Source organism: Pantoea sp. X-Soil-ISGK-259 (genome assembly GCF_059730705.1).
On the sequence record NZ_AP035986.1, the window covers coordinates 1,158,963 to 1,182,344 of the forward strand.

At 56.7% G+C, this 23,382-nt stretch carries 23 protein-coding genes, 3 tRNA genes and 1 other RNA gene; 18 read left to right on the forward strand and 9 right to left on the reverse strand.

Annotated features, from left to right (window positions below; all coding sequences use genetic code 11):
• Nucleotides 1-7 precede the first annotated feature (7 nt).
• The 14 genes from cydB to AC6I77_RS05395 all read left to right on the forward strand — a co-directional run bounded on the left by cydB (nucleotide 8) and on the right by AC6I77_RS05395 (nucleotide 8,106).
• Nucleotides 8-1,147 carry a cytochrome d ubiquinol oxidase subunit II gene (gene cydB, locus AC6I77_RS05330; RefSeq protein WP_033762876.1) on the forward strand — a complete coding sequence of 380 codons (1,140 nt, stop codon included), beginning with the start codon at nucleotides 8-10 and terminating at the stop codon, nucleotides 1,145-1,147.
• 15 nt (nucleotides 1,148-1,162) lie between these two features.
• Nucleotides 1,163-1,267, forward strand: a complete 105-nt coding sequence (gene cydX, locus AC6I77_RS05335) for a cytochrome bd-I oxidase subunit CydX (protein WP_008925027.1) — start codon at nucleotides 1,163-1,165, stop codon at nucleotides 1,265-1,267.
• Complete coding sequence (ybgE, locus tag AC6I77_RS05340) at nucleotides 1,267-1,560, forward strand: cyd operon protein YbgE (RefSeq protein WP_497816745.1); 294 nt, start codon at nucleotides 1,267-1,269, stop codon at nucleotides 1,558-1,560. The genes cydX and ybgE overlap by 1 nt, the downstream gene beginning before the upstream one ends.
• Before the next feature lie 178 nt (nucleotides 1,561-1,738).
• Nucleotides 1,739-2,143, forward strand: coding sequence for a tol-pal system-associated acyl-CoA thioesterase (ybgC, locus tag AC6I77_RS05345; RefSeq protein ID WP_003853144.1), 405 nt, complete (start codon nucleotides 1,739-1,741; stop codon nucleotides 2,141-2,143).
• Nucleotides 2,140-2,826 (forward strand): Tol-Pal system protein TolQ, encoded by a 687-nt coding sequence (gene tolQ / locus AC6I77_RS05350; RefSeq protein ID WP_003853142.1) that lies wholly within the window; start codon nucleotides 2,140-2,142, stop codon nucleotides 2,824-2,826. The genes ybgC and tolQ overlap by 4 nt, the downstream gene beginning before the upstream one ends.
• A gap of 13 nt (nucleotides 2,827-2,839) precedes the next feature.
• Nucleotides 2,840-3,268, forward strand: coding sequence for a colicin uptake protein TolR (tolR, locus tag AC6I77_RS05355; protein WP_003853140.1), 429 nt, complete (start codon nucleotides 2,840-2,842; stop codon nucleotides 3,266-3,268).
• A gap of 27 nt (nucleotides 3,269-3,295) precedes the next feature.
• Entirely contained in the window at nucleotides 3,296-4,630 is a 1,335-nt protein-coding gene (gene tolA, locus AC6I77_RS05360; protein ID WP_497816746.1) for a cell envelope integrity protein TolA, read from the forward strand.
• Nucleotides 4,631-4,745: 115 nt separating this feature from the next.
• Complete coding sequence (tolB, locus tag AC6I77_RS05365) at nucleotides 4,746-6,041, forward strand: Tol-Pal system beta propeller repeat protein TolB (RefSeq protein WP_003853138.1); 1,296 nt, start codon at nucleotides 4,746-4,748, stop codon at nucleotides 6,039-6,041.
• A 51-nt stretch (nucleotides 6,042-6,092) separates the two neighbouring features.
• Nucleotides 6,093-6,620, forward strand: a complete 528-nt coding sequence (pal, locus tag AC6I77_RS05370; protein ID WP_003853135.1) for a peptidoglycan-associated lipoprotein Pal — start codon at nucleotides 6,093-6,095, stop codon at nucleotides 6,618-6,620.
• Between the two features lie 9 nt (nucleotides 6,621-6,629).
• Complete coding sequence (gene cpoB / locus AC6I77_RS05375; RefSeq protein ID WP_003853134.1) at nucleotides 6,630-7,424, forward strand: cell division protein CpoB; 795 nt, start codon at nucleotides 6,630-6,632, stop codon at nucleotides 7,422-7,424.
• A gap of 164 nt (nucleotides 7,425-7,588) precedes the next feature.
• Nucleotides 7,589-7,664: transfer RNA gene (locus AC6I77_RS05380), tRNA-Lys, on the forward strand.
• A gap of 70 nt (nucleotides 7,665-7,734) precedes the next feature.
• Nucleotides 7,735-7,810, forward strand: a tRNA-Lys gene (locus AC6I77_RS05385).
• Nucleotides 7,811-7,856: 46 nt separating this feature from the next.
• Nucleotides 7,857-7,932: transfer RNA gene (locus AC6I77_RS05390), tRNA-Lys, on the forward strand.
• 43 nt (nucleotides 7,933-7,975) lie between these two features.
• Nucleotides 7,976-8,106, forward strand: a non-coding RNA gene (locus AC6I77_RS05395) — RtT sRNA.
• A gap of 376 nt (nucleotides 8,107-8,482) precedes the next feature.
• On the opposite strand, the gene AC6I77_RS05400 is transcribed toward AC6I77_RS05395, so the two are convergent.
• The gene (locus AC6I77_RS05400) at nucleotides 8,483-9,958 is read right to left on the reverse strand and encodes an AlkA N-terminal domain-containing protein (RefSeq protein ID WP_039659187.1); all 1,476 of its coding nucleotides are present in this window, start codon (nucleotides 9,956-9,958) and stop codon (nucleotides 8,483-8,485) included.
• 158 nt (nucleotides 9,959-10,116) lie between these two features.
• Here AC6I77_RS05400 and AC6I77_RS05405 point away from each other — a divergent pair, with 158 nt between their 5' ends.
• The 3 genes from AC6I77_RS05405 (at nucleotide 10,117) to pnuC (ending at nucleotide 12,593) form a co-directional block, all read left to right on the forward strand.
• Nucleotides 10,117-10,659, forward strand: coding sequence for a methylated-DNA--[protein]-cysteine S-methyltransferase (locus AC6I77_RS05405; RefSeq protein WP_003851910.1), 543 nt, complete (start codon nucleotides 10,117-10,119; stop codon nucleotides 10,657-10,659).
• 126 nt (nucleotides 10,660-10,785) lie between these two features.
• Nucleotides 10,786-11,847 carry a quinolinate synthase NadA gene (gene nadA / locus AC6I77_RS05410; protein WP_497816747.1) on the forward strand — a complete coding sequence of 354 codons (1,062 nt, stop codon included), beginning with the start codon at nucleotides 10,786-10,788 and terminating at the stop codon, nucleotides 11,845-11,847.
• Nucleotides 11,848-11,870: 23 nt separating this feature from the next.
• Complete coding sequence (gene pnuC, locus AC6I77_RS05415; protein ID WP_008925033.1) at nucleotides 11,871-12,593, forward strand: nicotinamide riboside transporter PnuC; 723 nt, start codon at nucleotides 11,871-11,873, stop codon at nucleotides 12,591-12,593.
• On the opposite strand, the gene zitB is transcribed toward pnuC, so the two are convergent.
• From zitB to AC6I77_RS05435, 4 genes are all read right to left on the reverse strand, one after another.
• Entirely contained in the window at nucleotides 12,587-13,570 is a 984-nt protein-coding gene (zitB, locus tag AC6I77_RS05420; RefSeq protein WP_497816748.1) for a CDF family zinc transporter ZitB, read from the reverse strand. The genes pnuC and zitB overlap by 7 nt on opposite strands.
• On the reverse strand, nucleotides 13,548-16,604 hold the full coding sequence (locus AC6I77_RS05425) for a hybrid sensor histidine kinase/response regulator (protein ID WP_497817213.1): 3,057 nt from the start codon (nucleotides 16,602-16,604) through the stop codon (nucleotides 13,548-13,550). The genes zitB and AC6I77_RS05425 overlap by 23 nt, the downstream gene beginning before the upstream one ends.
• Before the next feature lie 14 nt (nucleotides 16,605-16,618).
• A complete protein-coding gene (locus AC6I77_RS05430) occupies nucleotides 16,619-17,200 on the reverse strand; it encodes a response regulator transcription factor (RefSeq protein WP_008925036.1) in 582 nt (193 codons plus the stop codon).
• A gap of 98 nt (nucleotides 17,201-17,298) precedes the next feature.
• The gene (locus tag AC6I77_RS05435) at nucleotides 17,299-17,667 is read right to left on the reverse strand and encodes a YbgS-like family protein (RefSeq protein ID WP_167518472.1); all 369 of its coding nucleotides are present in this window, start codon (nucleotides 17,665-17,667) and stop codon (nucleotides 17,299-17,301) included.
• A 287-nt stretch (nucleotides 17,668-17,954) separates the two neighbouring features.
• Here AC6I77_RS05435 and aroG point away from each other — a divergent pair, with 287 nt between their 5' ends.
• Nucleotides 17,955-19,007, forward strand: coding sequence for a 3-deoxy-7-phosphoheptulonate synthase AroG (aroG, locus tag AC6I77_RS05440; RefSeq protein ID WP_003851896.1), 1,053 nt, complete (start codon nucleotides 17,955-17,957; stop codon nucleotides 19,005-19,007).
• Nucleotides 19,008-19,081: 74 nt separating this feature from the next.
• Here the strand turns inward: aroG and gpmA are convergent, their stop codons facing one another.
• The 4 genes from gpmA to galT form a co-directional block, all read right to left on the reverse strand.
• Nucleotides 19,082-19,834, reverse strand: coding sequence for a 2,3-diphosphoglycerate-dependent phosphoglycerate mutase (gpmA, locus tag AC6I77_RS05445; protein ID WP_003851893.1), 753 nt, complete (start codon nucleotides 19,832-19,834; stop codon nucleotides 19,082-19,084).
• A gap of 151 nt (nucleotides 19,835-19,985) precedes the next feature.
• On the reverse strand, nucleotides 19,986-21,020 hold the full coding sequence (gene galM / locus AC6I77_RS05450) for a galactose-1-epimerase (protein ID WP_003851891.1): 1,035 nt from the start codon (nucleotides 21,018-21,020) through the stop codon (nucleotides 19,986-19,988).
• Entirely contained in the window at nucleotides 21,014-22,162 is a 1,149-nt protein-coding gene (gene galK / locus AC6I77_RS05455; RefSeq protein ID WP_182630000.1) for a galactokinase, read from the reverse strand. Before galK ends, galM begins: the two co-directional genes overlap by 7 nt.
• Nucleotides 22,159-23,205: a galactose-1-phosphate uridylyltransferase gene (galT, locus tag AC6I77_RS05460; RefSeq protein ID WP_003851887.1), complete on the reverse strand. Its 1,047-nt coding sequence runs from the start codon at nucleotides 23,203-23,205 to the stop codon at nucleotides 22,159-22,161. The genes galK and galT overlap by 4 nt, the downstream gene beginning before the upstream one ends.
• Between the last annotated feature and the right edge of the window lie 177 nt (nucleotides 23,206-23,382).

The following is a 23,382-nucleotide window of genomic DNA, read 5'->3' on the forward strand; positions in this document are numbered from 1 at the left end:
AGCGACCATGTTTAATTATGAAGTTCTGCGCTTTGTCTGGTGGCTGTTGATTGGCGTGCTACTAATCGGCTTTGCTGTCGCAGATGGTTTTGATATGGGCGTCGGCATGCTGACGCGCATTCTGGGTCGCACCGATACTGAGCGTCGCATTATGATTAACAGTATCGCCCCGCACTGGGACGGCAACCAGGTCTGGCTTATCACTGCCGGTGGCGCACTGTTTGCCGCCTGGCCGATGGTCTATGCGGCGGCCTTTTCTGGCTTCTACGTGGCCATGATTCTGGTGCTCGCCTCGCTGTTCTTCCGTCCGGTTGGCTTCGATTACCGCTCGAAGATTGAAGACAACCGCTGGCGCGGTGCCTGGGACTGGGGCATCTTCATCGGCAGCTTCGTGCCGCCGCTGGTCATTGGCGTGGCGTTTGGCAACCTGTTACAGGGCGTGCCGTTCCATGCCGATGAGTATCTGCGTCTGTTCTACACCGGCAACTTCTTCCAGCTGCTGAATCCGTTTGGCCTGCTGGCAGGTGTGGTCAGCGTAGCGATGATTCTGGCTCAGGGCGCAACCTATCTGCAGATGCGCACCACGGGCGAACTGCATCTGCGTTCACGCACCGCAGCACAACTTGCCGCCCTGGTGATGATGGTCTGCTTCATCCTGGCCGGTGTCTGGGTGAAATATGGTATTGATGGCTATGTGGTGACCAGCACGATGGATCACTTTGCTGCCTCTAACCCACTGGGTAAAACGGTAGTGCGTGAGGCAGGTGCCTGGATGGTCAACTTCCAGAACCATCCTGTGCTGTGGCTGTTCCCGCTGCTGGGCGTGGTGTTGCCGCTGCTGACCATACTTTGCTCGCGGGTTGAGAAGGGCGCCTGGGCATTCCTGTTCTCTTCACTGACGCTGGCCTGCGTCATCATGACCGCCGGCATTGCGATGTTCCCGTTCATCATGCCATCCAGCACCGTGCCGGGTACCAGCCTGACGATGTGGGATGCAACGTCCAGCCTGCTGACGCTGCAAACGATGACCGTTGCCGCCGCTATCTTTGTTCCAATCATTCTGATTTACACCACCTGGTGTTACTGGAAGATGTTTGGTCGTATTACCAAAGAGCATATTGAAAGCAACAGTCACTCACTCTATTAATTAAGGAGAAGTCGCATGTGGTATTTTGCCTGGATTCTCGGCACGTTGCTGGCCTGTGCCTTTGGTATCGTGACCGCGCTGGCGATTGAACACGTTGAAGCGCAGGATGAGTCTCACTGATGCGTACGCCAATTCGGATGCTGTATGATCTGATGGATAAGGGCCCGTTACGGGCCCTTTCACTGCTGCTGGCGCTGCTGGCGGCTGGCGGCGTGATGTGGGACCCGACCCGCTTTGCTAAACACGCGGGTCAGCTGCCTGCGCTGCAGGGTCTGGTGCTGATCTGGGCGGTCTGCAGTGGTGTGATTCACGGTACAGGCTTCCGGCCACAGCAAACCCGATGGCAGGCGCTGTTTAGCCCGTTACCCGCCATGCTGGTGTTATTTATCGCGCTTTACCGTTTTTACCTGTAACACCCCACCTCACCAGCGCTGTCAGTGAATATTTGTCAGCGTCTGGTCAATTAATCTTCCTGAAATCGTTCCATTTGTTACCGAGCGATAATTATTTTCGCCTGGCTCTGACGAGCCATTCCCAACCCCAATTCTCTTGCGTATAGTAGCAACGTTTAAAACGAGGCCGGGATGTAGAGTGAGTACAACGCTGTTTCGCTGGCCGGTTCGGGTCTACTACGAAGATACTGATGCCGGTGGTGTGGTTTATCACGCCAGCTATATCGCTTTTTATGAACGAGCACGTACCGAAATGTTGCGACAGCACCATTTCAATCAGCAGACGCTGTTAGAACAGCAGATCGCTTTTGTGGTACGGCGCATCACGGTGGACTATCTTGCAGCGGCGCGTCTTGATGACCTTCTGGAGATCCAGAGCGAGGTCACCTCAATGACTCGGGCTACCATGACGTTCACTCAGCGTATCGTGAATACTGAAGGCAAAGTGCTCAATGAGGCAGAGGTCCTGATTGCCTGCATTAACCCTCATCTAATGAAGCCGATTGCGCTTCCCAAGTCTATTGTCGCGGAGTTCAAGCAGTGACTGACATGAACATTCTTGATTTGTTCCTGAAGGCGAGCCTTCTGGTCAAACTTATCATGTTGATTTTGATCGGCTTTTCTATTGCCTCCTGGGCCATCATTATTCAGCGCACACGTATTCTGAATGCGGCGGGAAGAGAAGCTGAGGCATTTGAAGACAAATTCTGGTCCGGCATCGAACTCTCCCGACTGTATCAGGAGAGCCAGGAGCGTCGGGAAGAGCTGGGCGGCTCGGAGCAGATTTTCTACTCCGGCTTTAAAGAGTTCGCCCGACTGCACCGCGCTAACAATCATGCGCCGGAGGCAGTTATTGATGGTGCAAGCCGTGCGATGCGCATCTCAATGAACCGTGAGCTGGAAGCGCTGGAAAACCACATTCCGTTCCTCGGTACTGTCGGTTCAATCAGTCCCTATATCGGGCTGTTCGGTACTGTCTGGGGGATCATGCACGCCTTTATCGCGCTGGGCGCGGTGAAGCAGGCAACACTGCAGATGGTGGCACCGGGTATCGCTGAAGCATTGATTGCAACCGCAATCGGTCTGTTTGCGGCAATTCCGGCGGTAATGGCGTACAACCGTCTGAACCAGCGCGTCAACAAACTGGAGCAGGGCTACGACAACTTCATGGAAGAGTTCACTGCCATTCTGCATCGCCAGGCTTTCTCCAGCGATAGCGCTAAGTAAATAGAGGTTAATGATGGCCAGAGTACGTGGTCGCAAACGCCGCGACCTGAAGTCGGAAATCAACATCGTTCCGCTACTGGACGTCCTGTTGGTGCTGCTGCTGATCTTCATGGCAACGGCACCCATTATTACCCAGAGCGTGGAAGTGGATCTGCCTGATGCGACCGACTCTAAAACCGTTTCCAGCGATGATAATCCGCCGGTAATTGTTGAAGTGGCGGGCGTGGGGCAGTACAGCCTGGTCGTGGATCACGATCGTATGGATCAGCTCCCCCCCGAGCAGGTGATCAGCGAAGCGCAGCGTCGACTGGAAGCAAATCCTAAGACGGTGTTTTTGATCGGGGGCGCGAAAGAAGTGCCTTACGATGAAATCATTAAAGCGCTCAACCTGCTGCACCAGGCGGGTGTTAAATCTGTCGGTTTGATGACGCAGCCGATTTAAAATCGAACCGTTTTTTGGGAACCGAGTGTGTCGAAGGCAACCGAGCAAAACGAGAAGTTAAAGCGCGCGATAATCATTTCGGTGATTCTGCATATCGTGTTGATCGCGCTGCTGATTTGGAGCTCGTTTAATGAGCACGTTGACCCCAGCAGTGCGGGTGGCGGTGGCAGCGATATTGATGCTGTGATGGTCGATCCCGGTGCCGTCGTGAGTCAATACAATCGTCAGCAGAACCAGCAAAGCGACAGCCAGCGGGCTGAGCAACAGCGTAAAAAGCAGGCGCAGCAGCAGGCAGAAGAGCTGCAACAGAAACAGGCTGCTGAACAGCAGCGTCTGAAAGCGCTGGAAAAAGAGCGTTTAGCCGCGCAGGAAACCGCGAAAGAAGAGGCTAAACAGCAGGCTGAGCAGCAGAAAGCGGCAGAAGACGCCGCGAAACAGGCTCAGGAACAGCAGAAAACGGCCGAAGCGGCAGCAGCTAAAGCCAAAGCCGATGCGAAAGCCCAGGCGGATGCCCAGGCCAAAGCGACCGCCGAGCAGGCAAAGCAGGCCGCGGCTGAAGCAAAGAAGCAGGCTGATCAGCAGGCGAAAGCCGCTGCTGCCGCTGCGGCAAAAGAGAAAGCCGTTGCGGAAGCGAAGGCAAAGTCTGAAGCGGATGCAAAAGCGGCGGCTGAGGCCAAAGTGAAAGCGGCTGCGGATGCCAAAGCTAAAGCCGCCGAAGAAGCGAAAGAGAAAGCCGCAGAAGCGAAAGAAAAAGCTGCTGAGGCAGCAAAAGAGAAAGCCGCTGAGGCTGCTAAAGAAAAAGCCGAAGCCGCCAAAGAAGCTGCCAAAGAGAAAGCAGAGGCGGCAAAAGAGGCCGCTAAAGAGAAGGCCGAAGCGGCTGCTAAGGCGAAAGCCGATGCGGCTGCCAAAGCGAAGGCTGAGGCTGCCGCTAAAGCCAAAGCAGATGCGAAGGCGAAAGCTGACGCCGATGCGGCCAATGACAGCGATGTTGATGATTTGCTGGGTGGACTCACTTCCGGTAAAAATGCACCGAAAAGCGGCACATCAGGTGGCGCAGCGGGGCAGGGCAACCAGAAGAAAGCGGGGGCATCGGGCGCTGAGATCAACTCCTACATGGGTCAGGTGGTGAGTGCGATTCAGAGCCGATTCTACGATGCCGATCTGTATCGCGGAAAAACCTGTGATTTGCGGATTAAACTTGCGCCTGATGGCTTGTTGATTGATGTTAAGTCAGAGGGTGGTGATCCCGCGCTCTGCCAGGCCGCGATTGCTGCTGCCAAACAGGCACGTATTCCGAAGCCGCCTTCTCAGGCGGTCTACGAAGTGTTTAAAAACGCCCCGATGCGTTTTAAACCGCAATAATGCAGTCACGGTCGGCAAGTTGATCTATGTTTAGCTTGCCGTACTTATGTTGTACTCGTGGTTTCCAGGAACAGTGCCAATTATCGTGGACTGAGGTTCAGATAAGGGAGATAAAATGAAGCAAGCTCTTCGCGTTACGTTAGGCTTTTTTATCCTGCTGTGGGCAGCCATGCTGCATGCAGAAGTTCGAATTGAGATCACCCAGGGTGTGAATACCGCGCGCCCGATTGGCGTGGTGCCGTTTAAATGGGCCGGTTCTGGTGCCGCGCCGGAAGATGTTGGCGGCATCGTGGCGGCTGACCTGCGCAACAGTGGCAAATTCAATCCACTGGATCGCTCACGTCTGCCACAGCAGCCAACCAGCGCGCAGGAAGTGCAGCCTGCCGCCTGGAGTGCACTCGGCATCGACGCCGTAGTCGTCGGTCAGGTCGCGTCTAACCCGGATGGCAGCTATCAGGTCTCTTACCAGCTGGTTGACACCGGCGGTGCGCCGGGTACAGTGCTGGCACAGAACTCATATAAAGTGACAAAGCAGTGGCTGCGCTATGCCGCTCACACTGCCAGTGACGAAACGTTCCAGAAGCTGACAGGCATTAAGGGCGCTTTCCGCACCCGCATCGCCTATGTCGTGCAGACCAACGGTGGTCAGTTCCCTTATGAACTGCGCGTCGCTGACTACGATGGCTATAACCAGTTCGTCGTGCATCGTTCACCACAGCCACTGATGTCGCCAGCCTGGTCTCCGGATGGCAGCAAAGTGGCCTACGTGACCTTTGAAAGCGGCAAGTCCGCGCTGGTGGTCCAGACGCTCTCTAACGGTGCCATCCGTCAGGTTGCCTCATATCCGCGTCACAACGGTGCTCCGGCATTCTCGCCAGATGGTTCTAAGCTCGCTTTCGCACTCTCTAAAACCGGTAGCCTGAACCTCTATGTGATGGATCTGGCGTCAGGTCAGACGCGTCAGGTGACGGATGGTCGTTATAACAGTACTGAACCGACCTGGTTCCCGGACAGCCAGACTCTGGCTTATACCTCCGATCAGGCGGGTGCCCCTCAGATTTATAAAGTCGGTATTAATGGCGGCACGCCACAGCGTATTACCTGGGAAGGCGGTCAGAACCAGGATGCGGATGTGGCAACAGATGGTAAATCTATGGTGATGATTAGCACCAACGGTGGTGCTCAACACGTCGCCAAACAGGATCTGGAAACGGGAGCCGTTCAAACGTTAACGGACACGTTCCTGGATGAAACGCCGAGCCTGGCACCAAATGGCACAATGGTAATCTACAGCTCTACTCAGGGTATGGGTTCCGTGTTGCAGTTGGTTTCAACCGACGGCCGTTTCAAAGCGCGTCTTCCGGCAACTGATGGACAGGTAAAATTTCCTGCCTGGTCGCCGTATCTGTAATGTCTGACACTTCAGACATCGCAAACAATAAACAATAATGGGATTTTTGAAATGCAACTGAACAAAGTGCTGAAGGGTTTGATGCTGGCTCTGCCGGTTCTGGCAGTAGCGGCTTGTAGCTCACACAAAAACAACAACAATGACCAGACTGGCATGGGTGCTGATGGCGCTTACGGTGCAAATTCTGGCATGAACGGCAACGGCGGCAACATGTCTTCTGACGAGCAGGCTCGTCTGCAGATGCAGCAGCTGCAGCAGAACAACATCGTGTACTTCGGTCTGGACAAATATGACGTTCAGTCTGATTACGCACAGATGCTGGATCAGCACGCAACTTTCCTGCGCAGCAACCCATCATACAAAGTGACCATCGAAGGTCATGCGGATGAGCGCGGTACGCCGGAATACAACATCGCCCTGGGCGAACGTCGTGCTAACGCCGTTAAGATGTACCTGCAGGGTAAAGGCGTGTCGGCTGATCAGATGTCTATCGTTTCTTACGGTAAAGAGAAGCCAGCCGTTCTGGGTCATGACGAAGCAGCGTATTCTAAAAACCGTCGTGCCGTTCTGGTCTACTAAGAGAATCACATGGTTAGTAACTTCAGACGTCATCTGTTGAGTCTGTCGTTACTGATTGGCGTAGCGGCCCCCTGGGCCGCTAATGCCCAAGCGTCAATCAGTAGCGTTGGCTCCGGCTCGGTCGAAGACCGTGTCACCACTCTTGAACGAATCTCTAATGCCCAGGCACAGCTGATGCAGCAATTGCAGCAGCAGATGAGCGATAACCAGCGTGATATTGATGCGCTGCGTGGGCAAATCCAGCAAAACACGTATCAGTTGAATCAGGTGGTTGAGCGGCAGAAGCAGCTTTACCAGCAGATTGACACGCTGAGCAGCGCCAGCAGCAACGGCGGGCAACAGGCAGCCGGCAGCGATGCCGCAGCAGATACAGGCGCCGCAGCAACCGCAGGCGCGGCAGCATCAACGGAGAGCGCACCTGCGCAGACCGGCGATGCGAACAGCGATTACAATGCGGCTGTGGCGCTGATTCTGGAGAAGAAACAGTATGACCAGGCGATCAGCGCGCTTCAGGCGTGGGTAAAACGTTACCCTGATTCGACCTATCAGCCGAATGCGAATTACTGGCTGGGTCAGCTGAACTACAACAAAGGCAAAAAGGACGACGCGGCGTATTATTACGCCACGGTAGTGAAAAACTATCCGAAGTCGCCGAAAGCTGCAGAAGCGTTGTTGAAAGTGGGTGTGATCATGCAGGAGAAAAAAGACACGGCGAAAGCCAAAGCGGTCTTCCAGCAGGTGATCAAACTTTATCCAGACACTGAATCTGCTAAACAAGCTCAGAAACGTCTGAGCGGTCTGTAATTTGTCCGGTTCAGACCAGATATCGTGTGATTTCTGGTCTTGCCGTATGAAAGGTAAGCAACTGAAGCGTTTAGCAGAAATAAGAGTTGCGCTACCCCGCTAAATCAGTAATATATGCCGCCGTTGCCGGGACACATTGAAAAGTGTCTGGTAAGCCTGAAGATGGGTCGTTAGCTCAGTTGGTAGAGCAGTTGACTTTTAATCAATTGGTCGCAGGTTCGAATCCTGCACGACCCACCATCTCCTTCAGACGCGCTTTTACCGCGCAGTTTCAAGAAGAACACTTCAGCATTGCTTCACAACCTAAGTTGGGTCGTTAGCTCAGTTGGTAGAGCAGTTGACTTTTAATCAATTGGTCGCAGGTTCGAATCCTGCACGACCCACCATCTTATCTCAGCCGCCTGGTGCGCTGAACGGTTGTAAGCCCCCAGCGGGTCGTTAGCTCAGTTGGTAGAGCAGTTGACTTTTAATCAATTGGTCGCAGGTTCGAATCCTGCACGACCCACCAATTAAGAAAGAAGCGCCTTTTGGGCGCTTTTTTCGTTTCCGGGGCACGGGCGTTACCGTGCAGGGTGAGAACCTGCAGCAGGTTCGACTGAATCGCCCGGTGATTCAGGCTGATGCGTCAGCATCACCCGGAGGGCGAGGCCCTGGAAGGGCCGAAATCCTGCACGACCCACCAATTAAGAAAGAAGCGCCCTTTGGGCGCTTCTTTCGTTTCTGCTGTATCACAGACTCGCGTTGAATGTAAAAAGCCAATGGCGTTTAAGGTGTTGTGAAGTCTGACCTGGATTGCTGTGAGATCGAGACTGCTTAGGGAACACGGTCAGATCGGAAAGACGCAAAAGCCGTCATCCATGACCTGCTCGGCCCGCGCCGTCCTGGCGCGGGACGCTTTCCTCCTCTGATCCTGTTCCCTGCGCATCGAACTTATTCGTTGCTGGAAGATTCAGTCGGGTGCGAGTCTGTAATCAGTCAGGAAGAGGCTCTGCATTTTTAGTTTCTGCGATACCGACTATGCAGGTCAGGGCAGACAATCCGCATCCTTACATTGACCGTCACGGCTTTTTCTTCACCTTCGCCACTGCCAGGCTCTCCCAGATATGCATCACCGCATAGCTGCGCCAGGGACGCCAGGATTGCGAGCGCGCTTCTGCTTCTTTAGATGACATGCCGCCCAGGTTATTACGGATGGCAATGTCCTCTTTGGGAAAAGCATCCGGCCAGCGCAGGGCGCGCATCGCGATATAGTGCGCGGTCCAGGGACCAATGCCCGGCAGGCTGACCAGCTTTTTTATTACCTCATCAGGCGGCTGCGCGGCACTGAGACGCAGATCGCCGCTGGCGCAGGCGGTGGCAAAGGCGATGATGGCGCGGGAGCGGGCAGCGCTGACGATGCCCATCGGCGCAACGTCATCCACCGTCAGCGCTGCGATGCGTTCAGGAAGCGCGGTGTAGCGGGTCAGGTCGGCAAAGGGCGTTTCACAGGGCTCGCCAAAGGCGGCGGCAAATCGGCTGCTGACTGTGGTGGCGGCTTTGACGGTCACCTGCTGGCCGATAATAGCGCGCACGCCAAGTTCAAAAGCGTCGAAGGCGCCCGGCACACGCAGACCAGGATGTGCAATCAGGCTGGGTGCCAGCAGCGGGTCCTGAGCCAGACAGGCGGCGATACGCTGCGGCTGCGCGTCCAGGTCAAACAGATCGCGCAGGCGGCGCAGCAGCAGCGGCAGAACCGGCGTCAGTGAGGTTGAGAGCGTCACCTGCAGCGCGTTCTTCTGCGGCAGATGGGACACACTGACCCAGCCCCGAAAACGTCCCAGCGCCACGGTACGTCGCCAGCAGCCATCTTCCACTGCCTCAACTTCCTTCATCAGGTGTGTCTGCAAAAACCAGAGCATCGCCGCCCAGTCGTAGGGCGGGCGATAGGCCAGCCGCAGCGTCACACGGTCGCCGGGCTGCGCACGCTTCGCGCCGGTATCCTCGCGACGCAGCGCGCTTGGCGTCATGCGGTAGCGAGCCTGGAAAACATCATTAAAACGGCGCAGACTGCTGAAGCCACTGGCGTAGGCGACCTCCGTGACCGGCAGTTGTGTTTCTGTCAGCAACTGCTTGGCCAGCAGCATACGCCGTGTCTGCTTCAGCTCCAGTGGTGAGACGCCGAGTTCATGTTGCACGATACGGCGCAGCTGACGCAGGCTGAGACTGAACTCAGCGGCAATCGCCTCCAGACCTTCGCGCTCCTCCAGCATCCCTTCCTCAATGCGCTGAATCAGCTGCTCCGCCACGCGATGCGGCTGATCGACAGGCGCATTGCCGGGAGCCAGCTCAGGCCGGCAGCGCAGGCAGGGGCGAAAGCGCGCTTTCTCCGCCGCCTCGGCGCTGCTGAAGAAAAGACAGTTTTTCTGCATCGGCGCTTTGACCGGGCAAATTGGGCGACAATAGATACCGGTTGAGGTCACGCCCACAAAGAAAACGCCGTCGAAGCGGGTATCACGTGAGGTCAGCGCCTGATAGGCAATGTCGGGATCGAGCATGGCATTTCTCCGGTAAATAAGCGCAGCCTACAGGGGGGAATCCCGGCAGACTGGCTGTTTTCGGACAGCACAACAGTTTATAACCATGACCGAAAACAGCCAGTCAGGCTTATGAAAAGTGCGATACTGAACGACGGAACCGTGACGGGAGAATTACCATGTACTACTTCAAGCAGATAGTTACCCCGGTGGGCGAGCTGAAGCTGGTCGCCAGCGATATCGGCCTGGCGGGGATTTTGTGGGAAAACGACGATCCAAAACGCACCCGGTTTTTACCTCAAACGCGCAATGACGATCATCCCATTCTGATCGAAACCGCGCGTCAGCTCAGCGAGTACTTTACCGGTGCGCGACGCTGTTTTGCGTTGCCGTTCGACATGGTCGGCACCGACTTTCAGAAAAAAGTCTGGCAGGCGCTGGTGGCGATACCGTTTGGTGAGACGCGCAGCTACAGCCAGATTGCACGGGAGATCGGCCATCCGCAGGCGGTGCGGGCGGTCGGCGCGGCCAACGGCCGTAATCCACTTTCCATTGTCGCACCGTGCCATCGCGTGATCGGTGCCAACGGCAAGCTGACCGGCTTTGCGGGCGGCCTGGAGACCAAAGCTTTCCTGCTGGCACTGGAAGCGCCGCAGAAAACGCTGGTGCTGGCAGATGAAACGCAGCCGGGCAGGGTCGGTGCTGTAACGCAGGCAGAGTAAAAATCTCACGACACAGTGTGGCTTTTCCGCTATCGTGTTTAGCATATAAAACACGACGGCGTATTCATCGCCAAAATTCGCCTTCTCAGGTGATTTTCGTTAATTAGACAAAACGAGAGCTGTGTCATGAGTGTAATGTTCGATCCTGAAAGCGCCGTTTATCCTTTTCCACCGAAACCCGCCCGCCTGAGTGACGATGAGAAGACGTTTTACCTTGAGAAAATCAAAGCGCTGCTGAAAGCGCGAAACGCGGTGATGGTGGCGCACTATTACACCGATCCGGAAATTCAGGCGCTGGCGGAAGAGACAGGCGGCTGCGTCTCCGACTCGCTGGAAATGGCGCGTTTCGGCAGCAATCATTCGGCGACCACACTGCTGGTGGCGGGCGTGCGCTTTATGGGTGAAACCGCCAAAATCCTCAGCCCCGAAAAAACCGTGCTGATGCCGACCCTGCAGGCGGAGTGCTCACTGGATCTTGGCTGTCCCATTGAAGAGTTTAACGCCTTCTGTGATGCGCATCCCGATCGCACTGTGGTGGTCTATGCCAATACCTCGGCGGCCGTCAAAGCCCGCGCCGACTGGGTGGTGACCTCCAGTATTGCGGTAGAGCTGATTGAGCATCTCGACAGTCTGGGTGAAAAGATCATCTGGGCACCGGATCGTCACCTTGGCCGCTACGTCACCCGGATGTCGGGCGCAGATGTGCTGTGCTGGCAGGGCGCCTGCATTGTGCATGACGAGTTCAAAACCCAGGCGCTGCAGCGCATGAAAGCGCTCTATCCCGATGCGGCGGTGCTGGTGCATCCTGAGTCACCGCAGGCGATTGTCGATCTGGCAGACGCGGTAGGCTCGACCAGCCAGCTGATTCAGGCGGCGAAATCCCTGCCGCATCCGCAGATGATTGTGGCGACCGACCGCGGCATCTTCTACAAAATGCAGCAGGCGGTGCCGGATAAAGAGCTGCTGGAAGCGCCGACCGCCGGTGAAGGGGCAACCTGCCGCAGCTGCGCGCACTGTCCCTGGATGGCAATGAACGGCCTTAAAGCCATCGCAGAGGCGCTGGAGTCGGGTGGGGTGGAACATGAGATTCAGGTGGATGAGACGCTGCGAGAGGCGGCGTTACTGCCGCTTAATCGCATGCTATCCTTTGCGGCGGAACTTAAACTCAATGTGAAGGGCAACGCTTAAGCGTTCCCGGACAGGTGCTCTGCATGGACTTCTTCAGCACACATAATATTCTGGTTCATATTCCTCTGGGTGCCGGAGGCTACGATCTCTCATGGATTGAGGCCATTGGCACGCTGGCGGGCTTACTCTGTATCTGGTTTGCCAGCCTGGAAAAAATTATTAACTATCCGTTTGGCCTGATTAACGTCACGCTGTTTGCGGTGATCTTCTTTCAGATCCAGCTCTATGCCAGCCTGCTGCTGCAGCTCTTCTTCTTTGCCGCCAATCTCTATGGCTGGTACGCATGGAGCCGACAGACCGAAGATCATCAGGCGGCGCTGAAAATCCGCTGGCTGCCGCTGCCTAAAGCGCTGGCCTGGACAGCAGGGTGTGTGATTGCGATTGCGCTGATGACCCTCTATATCGATCCGGTGTTTGCGCTGTTAACCCGTGCGGCGGTAACGCTGATGAACGGTCTGGGCCTGTCGGTGGCGATGCCTGCGCTGCAGCCGGATGCCTTCCCGTTCTGGGATTCCTGTATGATGGTGCTGTCTATTGCCGCGATGGTGCTGATGACGCGCAAATATGTGGAGAACTGGCTGCTGTGGGTCATCATCAACGTGATTAGCGTGATGATCTTCGCCCGCCAGGGTGTCTATGCGATGTCGCTGGAGTATGTGATTCTGACGCTGATTGCGCTGAACGGATCACGTATGTGGATCCGCAGCGCGCGGCAACAGGGTTCCCGCGCGCTGTCAGCTCAGTGAGTGTGCTTGTCGCCTTTAACATGGTCATGATCGTGGTCGTGAGAATGACTGTGGTCATGGCCGGTGGCAGCCGCACTGCCTGAGCCGAGTTCACACTCGGCACCAGCGCAGGGCTGGTACTCCATCTGCACTGTCGCGTGCGCGATCTGATAGTTCTCGCGCAGATAGTCGTGAATGCGATGCAGCAGCGCATCATGATCGTAAGGCGGGATCACCTGCGCATGCAGCGTCAGCATCGGCTTTTCGCCTACCTGCCACAGATGCACATGGTGAATATTACGCACCTCGGCGATGTTCAGGGTGAGATCCCGTGTCAGCTTGTTCACATCCAGTGAATGCGGTGCCCCTTCCAGTAACTCCTGCAGACTCTCACGCAGCAGCGACCAGGCGCTGCGTAGCACCAGCAGTGACACCAGCAACGACAGTATCGGGTCGATGGGCGTCCAGCCGGTCAGCATTATAATTACTGCCGCCACAATCGCGCCCACTGAACCGAGCAGGTCACCCATCACATGCAGCGCCGCGGCCCGCACGTTGAGGTTCTTCTCTCCGCTGCCATGATGCAGCAGCCAGAACGAGAGCAGATTGGCCAGCAGGCCGCCGATCGCGATTCCCAGCATCAGTCCGCCGGTCACCGGTTGCGGGTCGGCAAAGCGGCGCACTGCTTCCCAGACGATCAGCGCAGTAATGCCGAGCAGTGCAATGGCGTTAATAAATGCGGCTACCGTGGTCAGACGCAGCAGGCCAAAGGTGTGACGTGCATTGGGTTTACGGCGTGAGAAATGGACCGCCAGCAAGGCCATCAGCAGTGCGGCGGCATCGGTCAGCATATGCCCGGCGTCCGCCAGCAGCGCCAGTGAACCAGAGAGCCAGCCGCCAATGACTTCAGCAACCATGAAGACGACGGTCACCCCGAAGGCGGCCGCCAGACGCGTGCGATTACTATCCTGCCCGCTATGAGTGTGGGTATGTGCCATAAGTTTCCAGTTTTTTCAGTAACCTGTTTGCTAATAATATCAGTAATTGCCACGTCTCAGACGGGTCCTGATGCTGTTTTACCTGCTCCGTCAATTGCTGGCTGAGCTGCGCGCCATGCTCCAGCCCCACCAGTAAAAAGCTTCCTTTCATCCTGTGTGCCGCCTCAGCGAACGGCGTCCAGTCCGCACGATCATGCGCCGCCTGCATCGCAGCCAGATCCTGCGTGACCGTGTTGTGCAGCGTCTGGCTCAGACGGTTGAGGAATTTGTCATTCTGCTGTGCCAGTTGCCACAGATTGTCATCCAGTGACGCCAGCGGATCGTCCTGCCACGCCTGCTGCCACTCTGCCAGCAACGCGCTGAGATCGCCTAACTGCACCGGTTTGATCAATACCCGCTCCCGCTCCTCAAGCGAGCGCGACAGCAGCTGCGCATCAGCCGAGCAGAGTACCCGCATCGCCTGCCGTCTCCGCTGGCGGTCACGCCGACGCAGTATCCGCAGCAGCAGCGTGCCGTCGGGACGCGGCATCATCTGGTCGATAAACAGCAGGTCATAAGGTTGCTGCGCATCGGCCTGCAGCAGCGCACGTCCCTGCTCAAAGATGTCAGCCTGAATGGCAAAGCGTGCCAGCTGCTGCTGCATCACCAGCAGGTTAGTCGGGTGGTCATCCACAATCGCCACCCGCAGCTGCGGAAAACCGGGCAGGGCGGATTCGTCCACGTGGTTTGCTGGCGTGCAGATCTCAAGCGGCAGCGTCACAGTGACCTGAGTGCCGAGCCCCGGTTCTGAGGCGAGCCGGATATCGCCGCCCATCCGCAGCACTATTTCGCGGCAGATAAACAGCCCCAGGCCGCTGCCCTGCACCGAAACTGATTTTCCGGACGGCGCCTGATACCAGGGATCAAACAACTTCTGCTGTTCCTCCGATGGGATACCGCTGCCGCTGTCGCTCACTGTGAGAATCAGCTGTTGATCCTGGGCAGCCAGGGTCAGGCGAATCGTGCCGTGACGCGTAAATTTCAGCGCATTGGTCATCAGGTTGTTGATCACCTGCTGCAGGCGATCGGCATCGATGAGCACCGTGTCAGGCAGCGGCGTCAGCGCCTCGACAATCAGACGCGGCCCGTCACCGCGCATTAACGGGTGATAAAAGTGCTGCTGCTGGCTGAGCCATTGCGCCAGCGCCAGTGGACGGGGTGCCAGGGTAAAACTGTTGCTCTCAATGCGGGCATGGTCCTGCAGGTCATTCAGCAGCGTCAGCAACGATTGAGCGCTGCTGTGAAGCAGCGTCAGGTTCTGGCTGCTGTGCTGCTGTTTTTCCAGCTCAAGCAGCCCCAGGATAGCCTGCATCGGCGTGCGCAGCTCATGACTGACGGTTGCCAGAAACTGGCTTTTCATCGCATTGGCATGCTCTGCCTGTTCACGCTGCTGACGCTCGCGGCGTTGTTGCCAGTAACGGCGTGCCAGCAGCAGCAACAGCAGCACAATGGCCGCACCGGCCACCGCCAGCACCATCATTGGCAGCGAACCCATTGCCATCACGCTACCGGGCTGCGGCGGGGTAGACCAGCTGTCGCGCATCTGGCTCTGGGTATCGGCCGGGATCTGCTGCAGAGCGCGATCCAGCAGCGTACGCAGCACCGCCTGGTCGGGTGTGACACCCAGCGCGATGGGCCAGGCGATGTCGCTGGCGGCAAAGGCCAGGTGGATGCGCGCATCATCGCGGCTGGCAATACGCCAGCGGGCGGAAAGCACATTATCGACCAGCACATCGATCTGCCCTTTTGCCAGCGCGTCATAAAGGCTATTACGGTCGGCAAACTGCAGGGGCTGCAGATCCGCAGGCAACAGACGCAGCGCCAGGTCATCCTGCAATACACCAATCCGTTTGCCGCGCAGGTCGCGCCAGTGCGCCAGCGTGTCAGACTGGATGCTGTAGATGCCCCACAGCGCTCGCCACACCGGCAGCGACGTACTCTGCATCGCATCGCCGTTCAGCGGCTGCATCAGCTGCAGCATCGCCTGCTTTTGCTCAATCAGGGTGCGTGCCTGACGGGGATTGCTGACCCATACCGGCTCAAACTGCAATCCTGTGCTCTGTGCTATCGCTTTCAGCAAGTCCACGCCATAACCTCTGGCGGTGCCGCTGGCATCGCGGTAGCTCCAGGGATAGTTGTCCGGTTCGGCGGTGTAAGTAACGCGCGGATGATCGGCGATCCAGGCGCGTTCAGCGGGGCTGAGCATCAGGGTCTGCGTATCCTGATAGCGCGGCAGGTTACTGCTCCAGCGCGCCTGTAGCGTGTTCATCAGTTCCGCTGGCAACTGACGCAGGCTCTGATTAATCCAGCTGATAAGCTGAGGATCACGTGCCACCGCGCGCAGGTTGAGCTGTCCGGCCTCGATGTGAGAGGCGATCTGGTAAATCTGGCCCTGCTGAAGCTGGCTTAACAAAAAACCGGCGCTGGTCTCATCCGCCACCACATAGTCATTCTGCTGATTGAGCAGGGTGTAGAGCGCCTGCAGATCGCTGCTGTAGCGTCTGAAGCTGTGGCGGGCCGCCAGCGCGGGCGGCAGTTGGGCCAGCGTGCTGTCGCTGATCGCCAGTTGGGCATTCTGGCTGTTAAACATCACGGCACGCTGGTTTTGCTGATTGCGGTAGACACGCAGCGGGCTGCTGTACCAGTTATCGCTGCTCAGGGTGCCGGCGGGCAGGGGCGTGACCCACATGCCCAGCGCGAAATCAATCTGGCCGCTGCTCAGTGCCTGCATGAGATGCGGCTGATCGCTGTACAGGTTGAGGGTGAACTGCGCGCCGGTCAGCTGTCGCAGCGCGGAAAGATAGTCGGCATTGATGCCATAGAGGTCATTGCCGATGCGCATTGTCCAGGGCGCGTGGTTCTCTTCCAGCAGGCCAACGCGCAGAATTTTGCCCTGCATGGTTTCCGCGTGCGTCACCGGCAGCATCATCGGCAGATTGACGCTGCTCACCGGACGCACCTCAGCCAGCGCGGAGCCGCACAGCAACAGCAGCATCAGCAGAAAAACTCTCACTGCTGTGCCTTCCACAGATCGGCCAGTTCTACCACCGAGCGGGCGCCGGTTTTTTCCAGAATATTTTTCTTATGGGTGCTGACCGTTTTATTGCTGATGTGCAACTGGGCAGCAATTTGCAGATTAGACAGCCCGCTGGCCAGTAGGGCCAGAATCTGACGCTCTTTCTGGGTTAACGGGAGTTCAGGCTCATCATCCATCTCCGGGAAAGCCGTCTGTCCGCCGAGCACGGCAAGGATAGCGCTGAGCAACTGCGCCATACGCTGGCTTTTCACCACATAACCGGCGGCACCCAGCGCCTGAGCGCGCCGCACATAGTGGCGGGTCTGCTGCGCGGAGTAGATGAGGACCGGGCAATCGGGTCGATGGATCTTCAGGCGACGCAGGAACTCCAGCCCATCACTATCCGGCAGGCCGATATCCAGCACGATAATGTCCAGTGACTGCTGAAGCAGGGGACGGGCGGCTTTTTCACTGCTGGCAGAGAGGAGCTGAACCGGAATAGGTGACTGGCTCAGGGCGGCTTCAAGTGCCACTTCAACCAGCGGATGATCGTCTATCAGAAGCAAAACAGCCATGAAGGATTCCCTGTAAATTTCACAGGATTAGCATAGCGGAAGAGTGGGGCAGAGGGGAGAAAAACCCGGAGAGCCGAAGCGCGCCGGGTTAAACAGAATTACTGGGTGGTGCCGTCGGTTTTGGTATCTACGTCACCGCCGCCCACTTTAGTCTGAACTTTTTTATTAATGTTCGGACATTTGCCATCTTTACACTGGGCGTTCTGGTCCATTTCATTAGCAGACATATTTCCATTGCTGGTGGTGCTGCCAGAGGTTGCAGGATTGGTGTCATTGCCAGTGTTATTAATTTTGTTGTTATCGACTTTATTTGGCGGCAGATTTTCGTTCGCTCCGCCCGCTGCTGCACCTGCACTGGCTGCCTGGTTAGCTGTACCATTGTTGCTGCTGCTGTCCGCAGCCAGTACCGCACCGCTGCTCAGTGTCATTGCTGCTGTCAAAAAAACTAAGGCAAACTTTTTCATCATTATACTCCCGTTAATAAATGAAGTTGCTTTAAGCCCAGAGGTGCAATTTCGGGTAATAAAATCCCTGACGAAATAAAATTCGCCGGTTGGCTTAAACAGGGTGATTAAATCTGGTAAGCGGGATGTTCCTCAGTGCTTACCAGTAAAAAGTCTAGTCGCTAACCTGATTAATGCAAATATGACCCGCACATTTAACCCGCAGCGGGAATTTACACCCCTGGCGCTTCGGGCTACATTGGGCAGGTTGTGTCCGGCGGGCGGCGGGCCAGAAATAAAATGGAATCAGTATGAATTACCAGAACGATGACTTACGCATCAAAGAGATTAAAGAGCTGTTACCTCCGGTTGCGCTGCTCGAAAAATTCCCGGCGACCGATCGTGCTGCACAGACCGTTTCACAGGCCCGTCAGGCGATTCATCAGATCCTGCAGGGCAAGGATGACCGCCTGCTGGTGGTGATTGGACCCTGCTCCATTCATGACACACACGCGGCGAAAGAGTATGCCGATCGCCTGCTGGCGCTACGTGATGAGCTGAAAGGCGAGCTGGAAGTGGTGATGCGGGTCTATTTTGAAAAGCCGCGCACCACGGTGGGCTGGAAAGGGCTGATCAACGATCCGTATATGGACAACAGCTATCAGCTCAACGACGGTCTGCGTCTGGCGCGTAAGCTGCTGCTGGACATTAACGACAGCGGTTTACCGGCGGCGGGCGAGTTTCTGGATATGATTACCCCGCAATACGTGGCTGACCTGATGAGCTGGGGCGCGATTGGTGCGCGTACCACAGAATCTCAGGTTCACCGTGAGCTGGCATCGGGTCTATCCTGTCCGGTGGGTTTCAAAAACGGCACCGATGGCACCATTAAGGTCGCGATCGATGCGATTAACGCGGCAGGTTCGCCACACTGTTTCCTGTCAGTGACGAAGTATGGTCACTCCGCGATTGTTGAAACCAGCGGCAACGGTGATTGCCATATCATTCTGCGCGGCGGAAAAGAGCCAAACTACAGCGCGCAGCATGTGGCTGAGGTCAAAGAGGGTCTGGCAAAAGCGGGTCTGCCACAGCAGGTGATGATCGATTTCAGCCATGCCAACAGCAGCAAACAGTTCCAGCGTCAGATGGTCGTGGCAGACGATGTTGCACAGCAGCTGATTAACGGTGAGCAGGCGATTGTCGGTGTGATGATTGAGAGTCATCTGGTGGAAGGTAACCAGAGCCTGGAGAGCGGCGAGCCGCTGGTCTATGGCAAAAGTGTTACCGACGCCTGCATTGGCTGGGAAGATACCGACAAGGTGCTGCGTCAGCTGGCGGCAGCGGTTAAACAGCGCCGCGGCTGATTTGCCTGGCCAGACGTTGTCATCAATAAAAAAGGCCAGACTTTCGTCTGGCCTTTTTGCCTTTCAGCGAGAAATTACTTCGCTTTACCCTGATTCGCAACGGCTGCAGCTTTCGCGGCGATCTCGTCCTGGTCGCCCAGGTAGTAGCGTTTCAGCGGTTTGAAGTTTTCATCGAACTCATACACCAGCGGTACGCCGGTAGGGATGTTCAGTTCGAGGATTTCATCTTCGCTCAGGTTATCCAGATATTTTACCAGTGCACGCAGTGAGTTGCCGTGTGCGGCAATGATCACTTTCTCACCGCTTTTGATGCGCGGCAGAATGGTGTCGTTCCAGTAAGGGATAACGCGGTCGATGGTCAGCGCCAGGCTTTCGGTGGTTGGCAGCTGCTCTGGGGTCAGTTTCGCGTAACGCGGGTCATGGCCCGGGAAGCGCTCATCTGAACGATCCAGCTCTGGCGGGGTGACGGCAAAGCCGCGACGCCACTGCTTAACCTGCTCGTCGCCATATTTGGCGGCAGTTTCAGCTTTATCCAGACCCTGCAGCGCACCATAGTGACGCTCGTTCAGACGCCAGGTTTTCTCAACCGGCAGCCAGGCCTGATCCAGCTCATCCAGCACATTCCACAGCGTATGAATGGCACGCTTCAGTACGGAGGTGTAAGCAAAATCAAAAACAAAGCCCTCTTTCTTCAGCAGCTGACCTGCTGATTTGGCTTCGCCACGACCTTTCTCAGAAAGGTCAACATCATACCAACCGGTAAAGCGGTTTTCGTTGTTCCACTGGCTTTCGCCGTGTCGCACCAGAACCAGCTTAGTTACAGCCATAGCTTAACTCCTTAATACTGTGATGTTTCTGTGAGATTGGAAACCTGCTGCTGCCCGCCTGATACACGAGCTGATTGCGCCATACCATAACGGAAAAGCGGGCAGCGCGTAAGCCTGTGTGTGACGCACTGCGCGTTTTTCAGCCGGAGGCTCAGCGTGGCGTGAAGCGATAACGCGTCACCGATTCCCAGCGATCTCCCGGCTGCAGCCAGCAATCAGGCTGAGGCCACTCAGCGTGATTAGGCGAATCCGGTAAAAATTCACTCTCCAGCGCAATGCCCTGAAAGGCATTATAGCTCGCCTGCTCACGGGCACGGGTGCCCGCCAGATAGTTACCGGAGTAGAACTGCAACGCCGGGGCCGAGGTAGTCACGCTGAGCTGTAATTTTCCATCTTCTGACCAGAGTTCTGCCGCAGGCTGACTCTCGTCGCCGGCGCTGTTCAGCAGAAACGCGTGGTCATAGCCCTTTACTGCACGCTGGTCGTCATCTGCCAGGAAATCCTGCGCCACGACTTTAGCGTTGCGGAAATCAAAGCTGGTATCGGCGACCGCTTTTAGCGGCGCATTCGGAATGCCTTCGCTGTCGACCGGTAAATACTGGTCGGCGTGCAGTTGTAAGCGATGCTGGCGGACATCGCCATGATGCGCATCAAGATTAAAGTAAGCATGGTTGGTCAGATTGACCGGGCAGGACTGATCGCAACGCGCTTCATAACTGATGCTCAGGCAGTTCTGATCATCCAGCTGATAGCGCACGTCAGCAATCAGATTGCCCGGATAGCCCTGATCGCCATCCGGTGAATCGATGCGGTAATGCACTTCGCTGTCAGACTGACTGACAATTTGCCAGCGGCGTTTATCAAAGCCTTCCGGTCCGCCATGCAGCTGATGTACGCCCTGGTTAGGCACCAGCTGACGGTTAAGTTTATTGAGTTTTGCGCCAGCGATGCGGTTAGCGTAGCGGCCCACGGTGGCGCCCAGATAGGCATCCTGGTGCAGATAGTCAGAGGGCGTGGCGCAGCCGAGCAGCGCTTCACGCACCGTGCCATCCTGCATCGGTACGCGGGCAGAGAGCCAGGTCGCCCCCCAGTCCATAAAAGTTGCCAGCATGCCGTTGGCATTGCGCAGCACGGTTATGCGCCACGGCTGACCGTCGGGCGCATGGGAGTTGACATCATTCAGCATTGGCCGGCTCCTTCAGAGGCTTTACAGACGTAGAAGGTCTCTTTGATGCCGGTCGCGGCTTCATACTGTTCTGCCACGGCGGCTTTAACCTGATCGATGAGGTCCAGTGGCATCAGTGCCACGATGCAGCCACCAAAGCCGCCGCCGGTCATACGGACGCCGCCGCGCTCACCAATCTGCGCTTTCACGATCTCAACCAGCGTATCGATCGGCGGCACGGTGATTTCGAAATCGTCACGCATTGAGGCGTGAGAGTCGGCCATCAGCTGGCCCATACGGGTCAGGTCGCCCTGCGTCAGCGCATCGGCGGCTTCCAGGGTACGGGCGTTCTCGGTCAGAACGTGACGCACGCGTTTGGCGACCTGTGGATCGAGCTGCGACTGTGCCGCTTCAAACTCGGCCAGTTCAACGTCACGCAGCGCTTTCTTATTGAAGAAACGCGCGCCCGCTTCACACTGCTCGCGGCGGGTGTTGTATTCGCTGCCGACCAGCGTACGACGGAAGTTGGAGTTGATGATCACCACCGCGATATCTTCCGGCATCGACACCGGACGGGTGCCCAGGGTGCGGCAGTCGAGCAGCATAGCGTGATCTTTCTGGCCCAGTGCGGAGATCAACTGGTCCATGATGCCGCAGTTACAGCCAACGAACTGGTTCTCCGCTTCCTGACCATTAACGGCGATGGCTGCGCCATCCAGCGGCAGGTTATAGAGCTGCTGTACCACGGTGCCGACCGCCACTTCCAGCGAGGCCGATGAGCTGAGGCCCGCCCCCTGTGGCACATTGCCGCTGATCACCATGTCGATGCCGCCGAAATCGGCGTGACGCTTCTGCAGATGTTTCACCACGCCACGCACATAGTTGGCCCACATCGGTTCCTGCACGCTGACAATCTCTTCATCCAGCGAGAACGTGTCCTGCGCATTCTCATAATCGGCAGCGACCACGCGAATCTGGCGATCGTCACGGCGGGCACAGGCGATGACCGTCTGATAATCGATAGCGCACGGCAGCACGAAGCCGTCGTTATAGTCAGTGTGCTCGCCAATCAGATTAACGCGGCCCGGTGCCTGAATGGTATGGGTGGCAGCGTAGCCAAATGCGTCAGAAAAAAGCTGCTGCGTGATGGTTTTTAAGCTCATTGTTGTGCCTCACGGAAGTGAACGTCGCTGACAGAACGCAGACGTTCCGCCGCCTGTTCCGCCGTTAAATCGCGTTGGGTTTCGGCCAGCATTTCATAGCCAACCATAAATTTACGCACCGTTGCTGAACGCAGCAGCGGAGGATAGAAGTGAGCGTGCAGCTGCCAGTGATCGTTGGCTTCGCCATTAAACGGCGCGCCGTGCCAGCCCATTGAGTAGGGGAAGGAGCACTGGAACAGATTGTCGTAGCGGCTGGTCAGCAGCTTAATGGCTTTTGCCAGGTCGGCGCTCTGGGCTTCGCTGAGGTCCGTCAGCTGTTTAACGTGCGCTTTCGGCAGCAGCAGCGTTTCAAACGGCCAGGCCGCCCACCACGGCACCACGGCCAGCCAGTGTTCGGTTTCCACCACGGTGCGGCTGCCATCCTGCTGCTCACGGGCCAGATAATCGACCAGCATCGGCGAGCCATGTTTAGCGAAATAGTCGCGCTGATGATCATCTTCACGCTGCGCTTCATTTGGCAGGAAGCTGTTGGCCCAGATCTGACCGTGCGGATGCGGGTTGGAGCAGCCCATCGCCGCGCCTTTGTTCTCAAACACCTGCACCCACGGGTAGTGCTGACCCAGATCGGCGGTCTGCGCCTGCCAGGTGCGCACCACTTCCTCCAGCGCGCTCAGTGACATCTCCGGCAGCGTTTTACTGTGATCGGGCGAGAAGCAGATGACCCGACTGGTGCCGCGTGCGCTTTCACAGCGCATCAGGATATCGTCGCTCTCGGGCGCGTCAGGCGTGTCGGTCATCAGTGCGGCAAAGTCGTTGGTAAAGACGTACGTGCCCGCATAGTCCGGGTTTTTATCGCCGGTAATGCGGGTATTTCCGGCACACAGGAAGCAGTCCGGATCGTGCGCCGGTAAAGTATTGACCGCCGGGGTTTCCTGCGCGCCTTGCCACGGACGTTTGGCCCGATGAGGTGAAACTAAAATCCATTGATCAATCAGTGGATTGTAACGGCGATGCGGGTGATCGACCGGGTTGAATTTGTCCATGTGAGATCCTGGTAAGCGTCAAAAGCCAAAGAGGCATCGGTAAAAAGTAGCACATCAGCGCGCCCGAAAGCGTGATCAAGTCTGGATAAATGGTATCGTTTACACAAGCTGAATATTCTTATTTCGAGGCATTGTGTGCGGTTATGCGGCGTTAAAGACGGTGCTGAATGGTAGCGC

Coding starts and splice junctions, on each gene's coding strand:
- cydB (WP_033762876.1), top strand. CDS start 8: ATGTTTAATTATGAAGTTCTGCGCTTTGTCTGGTGGCTGTTGATTGGC.
- cydX (WP_008925027.1), top strand. CDS start 1,163: ATGTGGTATTTTGCCTGGATTCTCGGCACGTTGCTGGCCTGTGCCTTT.
- ybgE (WP_497816745.1), top strand. CDS start 1,267: ATGCGTACGCCAATTCGGATGCTGTATGATCTGATGGATAAGGGCCCG.
- tolR (WP_003853140.1), top strand. CDS start 2,840: ATGGCCAGAGTACGTGGTCGCAAACGCCGCGACCTGAAGTCGGAAATC.
- tolB (WP_003853138.1), top strand. CDS start 4,746: ATGAAGCAAGCTCTTCGCGTTACGTTAGGCTTTTTTATCCTGCTGTGG.
- pal (WP_003853135.1), top strand. CDS start 6,093: ATGCAACTGAACAAAGTGCTGAAGGGTTTGATGCTGGCTCTGCCGGTT.
- cpoB (WP_003853134.1), top strand. CDS start 6,630: ATGGTTAGTAACTTCAGACGTCATCTGTTGAGTCTGTCGTTACTGATT.
- AC6I77_RS05400 (WP_039659187.1), bottom strand. CDS start 9,958: ATGCTCGATCCCGACATTGCCTATCAGGCGCTGACCTCACGTGATACC.
- AC6I77_RS05405 (WP_003851910.1), top strand. CDS start 10,117: ATGTACTACTTCAAGCAGATAGTTACCCCGGTGGGCGAGCTGAAGCTG.
- nadA (WP_497816747.1), top strand. CDS start 10,786: ATGAGTGTAATGTTCGATCCTGAAAGCGCCGTTTATCCTTTTCCACCG.
- pnuC (WP_008925033.1), top strand. CDS start 11,871: ATGGACTTCTTCAGCACACATAATATTCTGGTTCATATTCCTCTGGGT.
- zitB (WP_497816748.1), bottom strand. CDS start 13,570: ATGGCACATACCCACACTCATAGCGGGCAGGATAGTAATCGCACGCGT.
- AC6I77_RS05425 (WP_497817213.1), bottom strand. CDS start 16,604: ATGCTGCTGTTGCTGTGCGGCTCCGCGCTGGCTGAGGTGCGTCCGGTG.
- AC6I77_RS05430 (WP_008925036.1), bottom strand. CDS start 17,200: ATGGCTGTTTTGCTTCTGATAGACGATCATCCGCTGGTTGAAGTGGCA.
- AC6I77_RS05435 (WP_167518472.1), bottom strand. CDS start 17,667: ATGATGAAAAAGTTTGCCTTAGTTTTTTTGACAGCAGCAATGACACTG.
- aroG (WP_003851896.1), top strand. CDS start 17,955: ATGAATTACCAGAACGATGACTTACGCATCAAAGAGATTAAAGAGCTG.
- gpmA (WP_003851893.1), bottom strand. CDS start 19,834: ATGGCTGTAACTAAGCTGGTTCTGGTGCGACACGGCGAAAGCCAGTGG.
- galM (WP_003851891.1), bottom strand. CDS start 21,020: ATGCTGAATGATGTCAACTCCCATGCGCCCGACGGTCAGCCGTGGCGC.
- galK (WP_182630000.1), bottom strand. CDS start 22,162: ATGAGCTTAAAAACCATCACGCAGCAGCTTTTTTCTGACGCATTTGGC.
- galT (WP_003851887.1), bottom strand. CDS start 23,205: ATGGACAAATTCAACCCGGTCGATCACCCGCATCGCCGTTACAATCCA.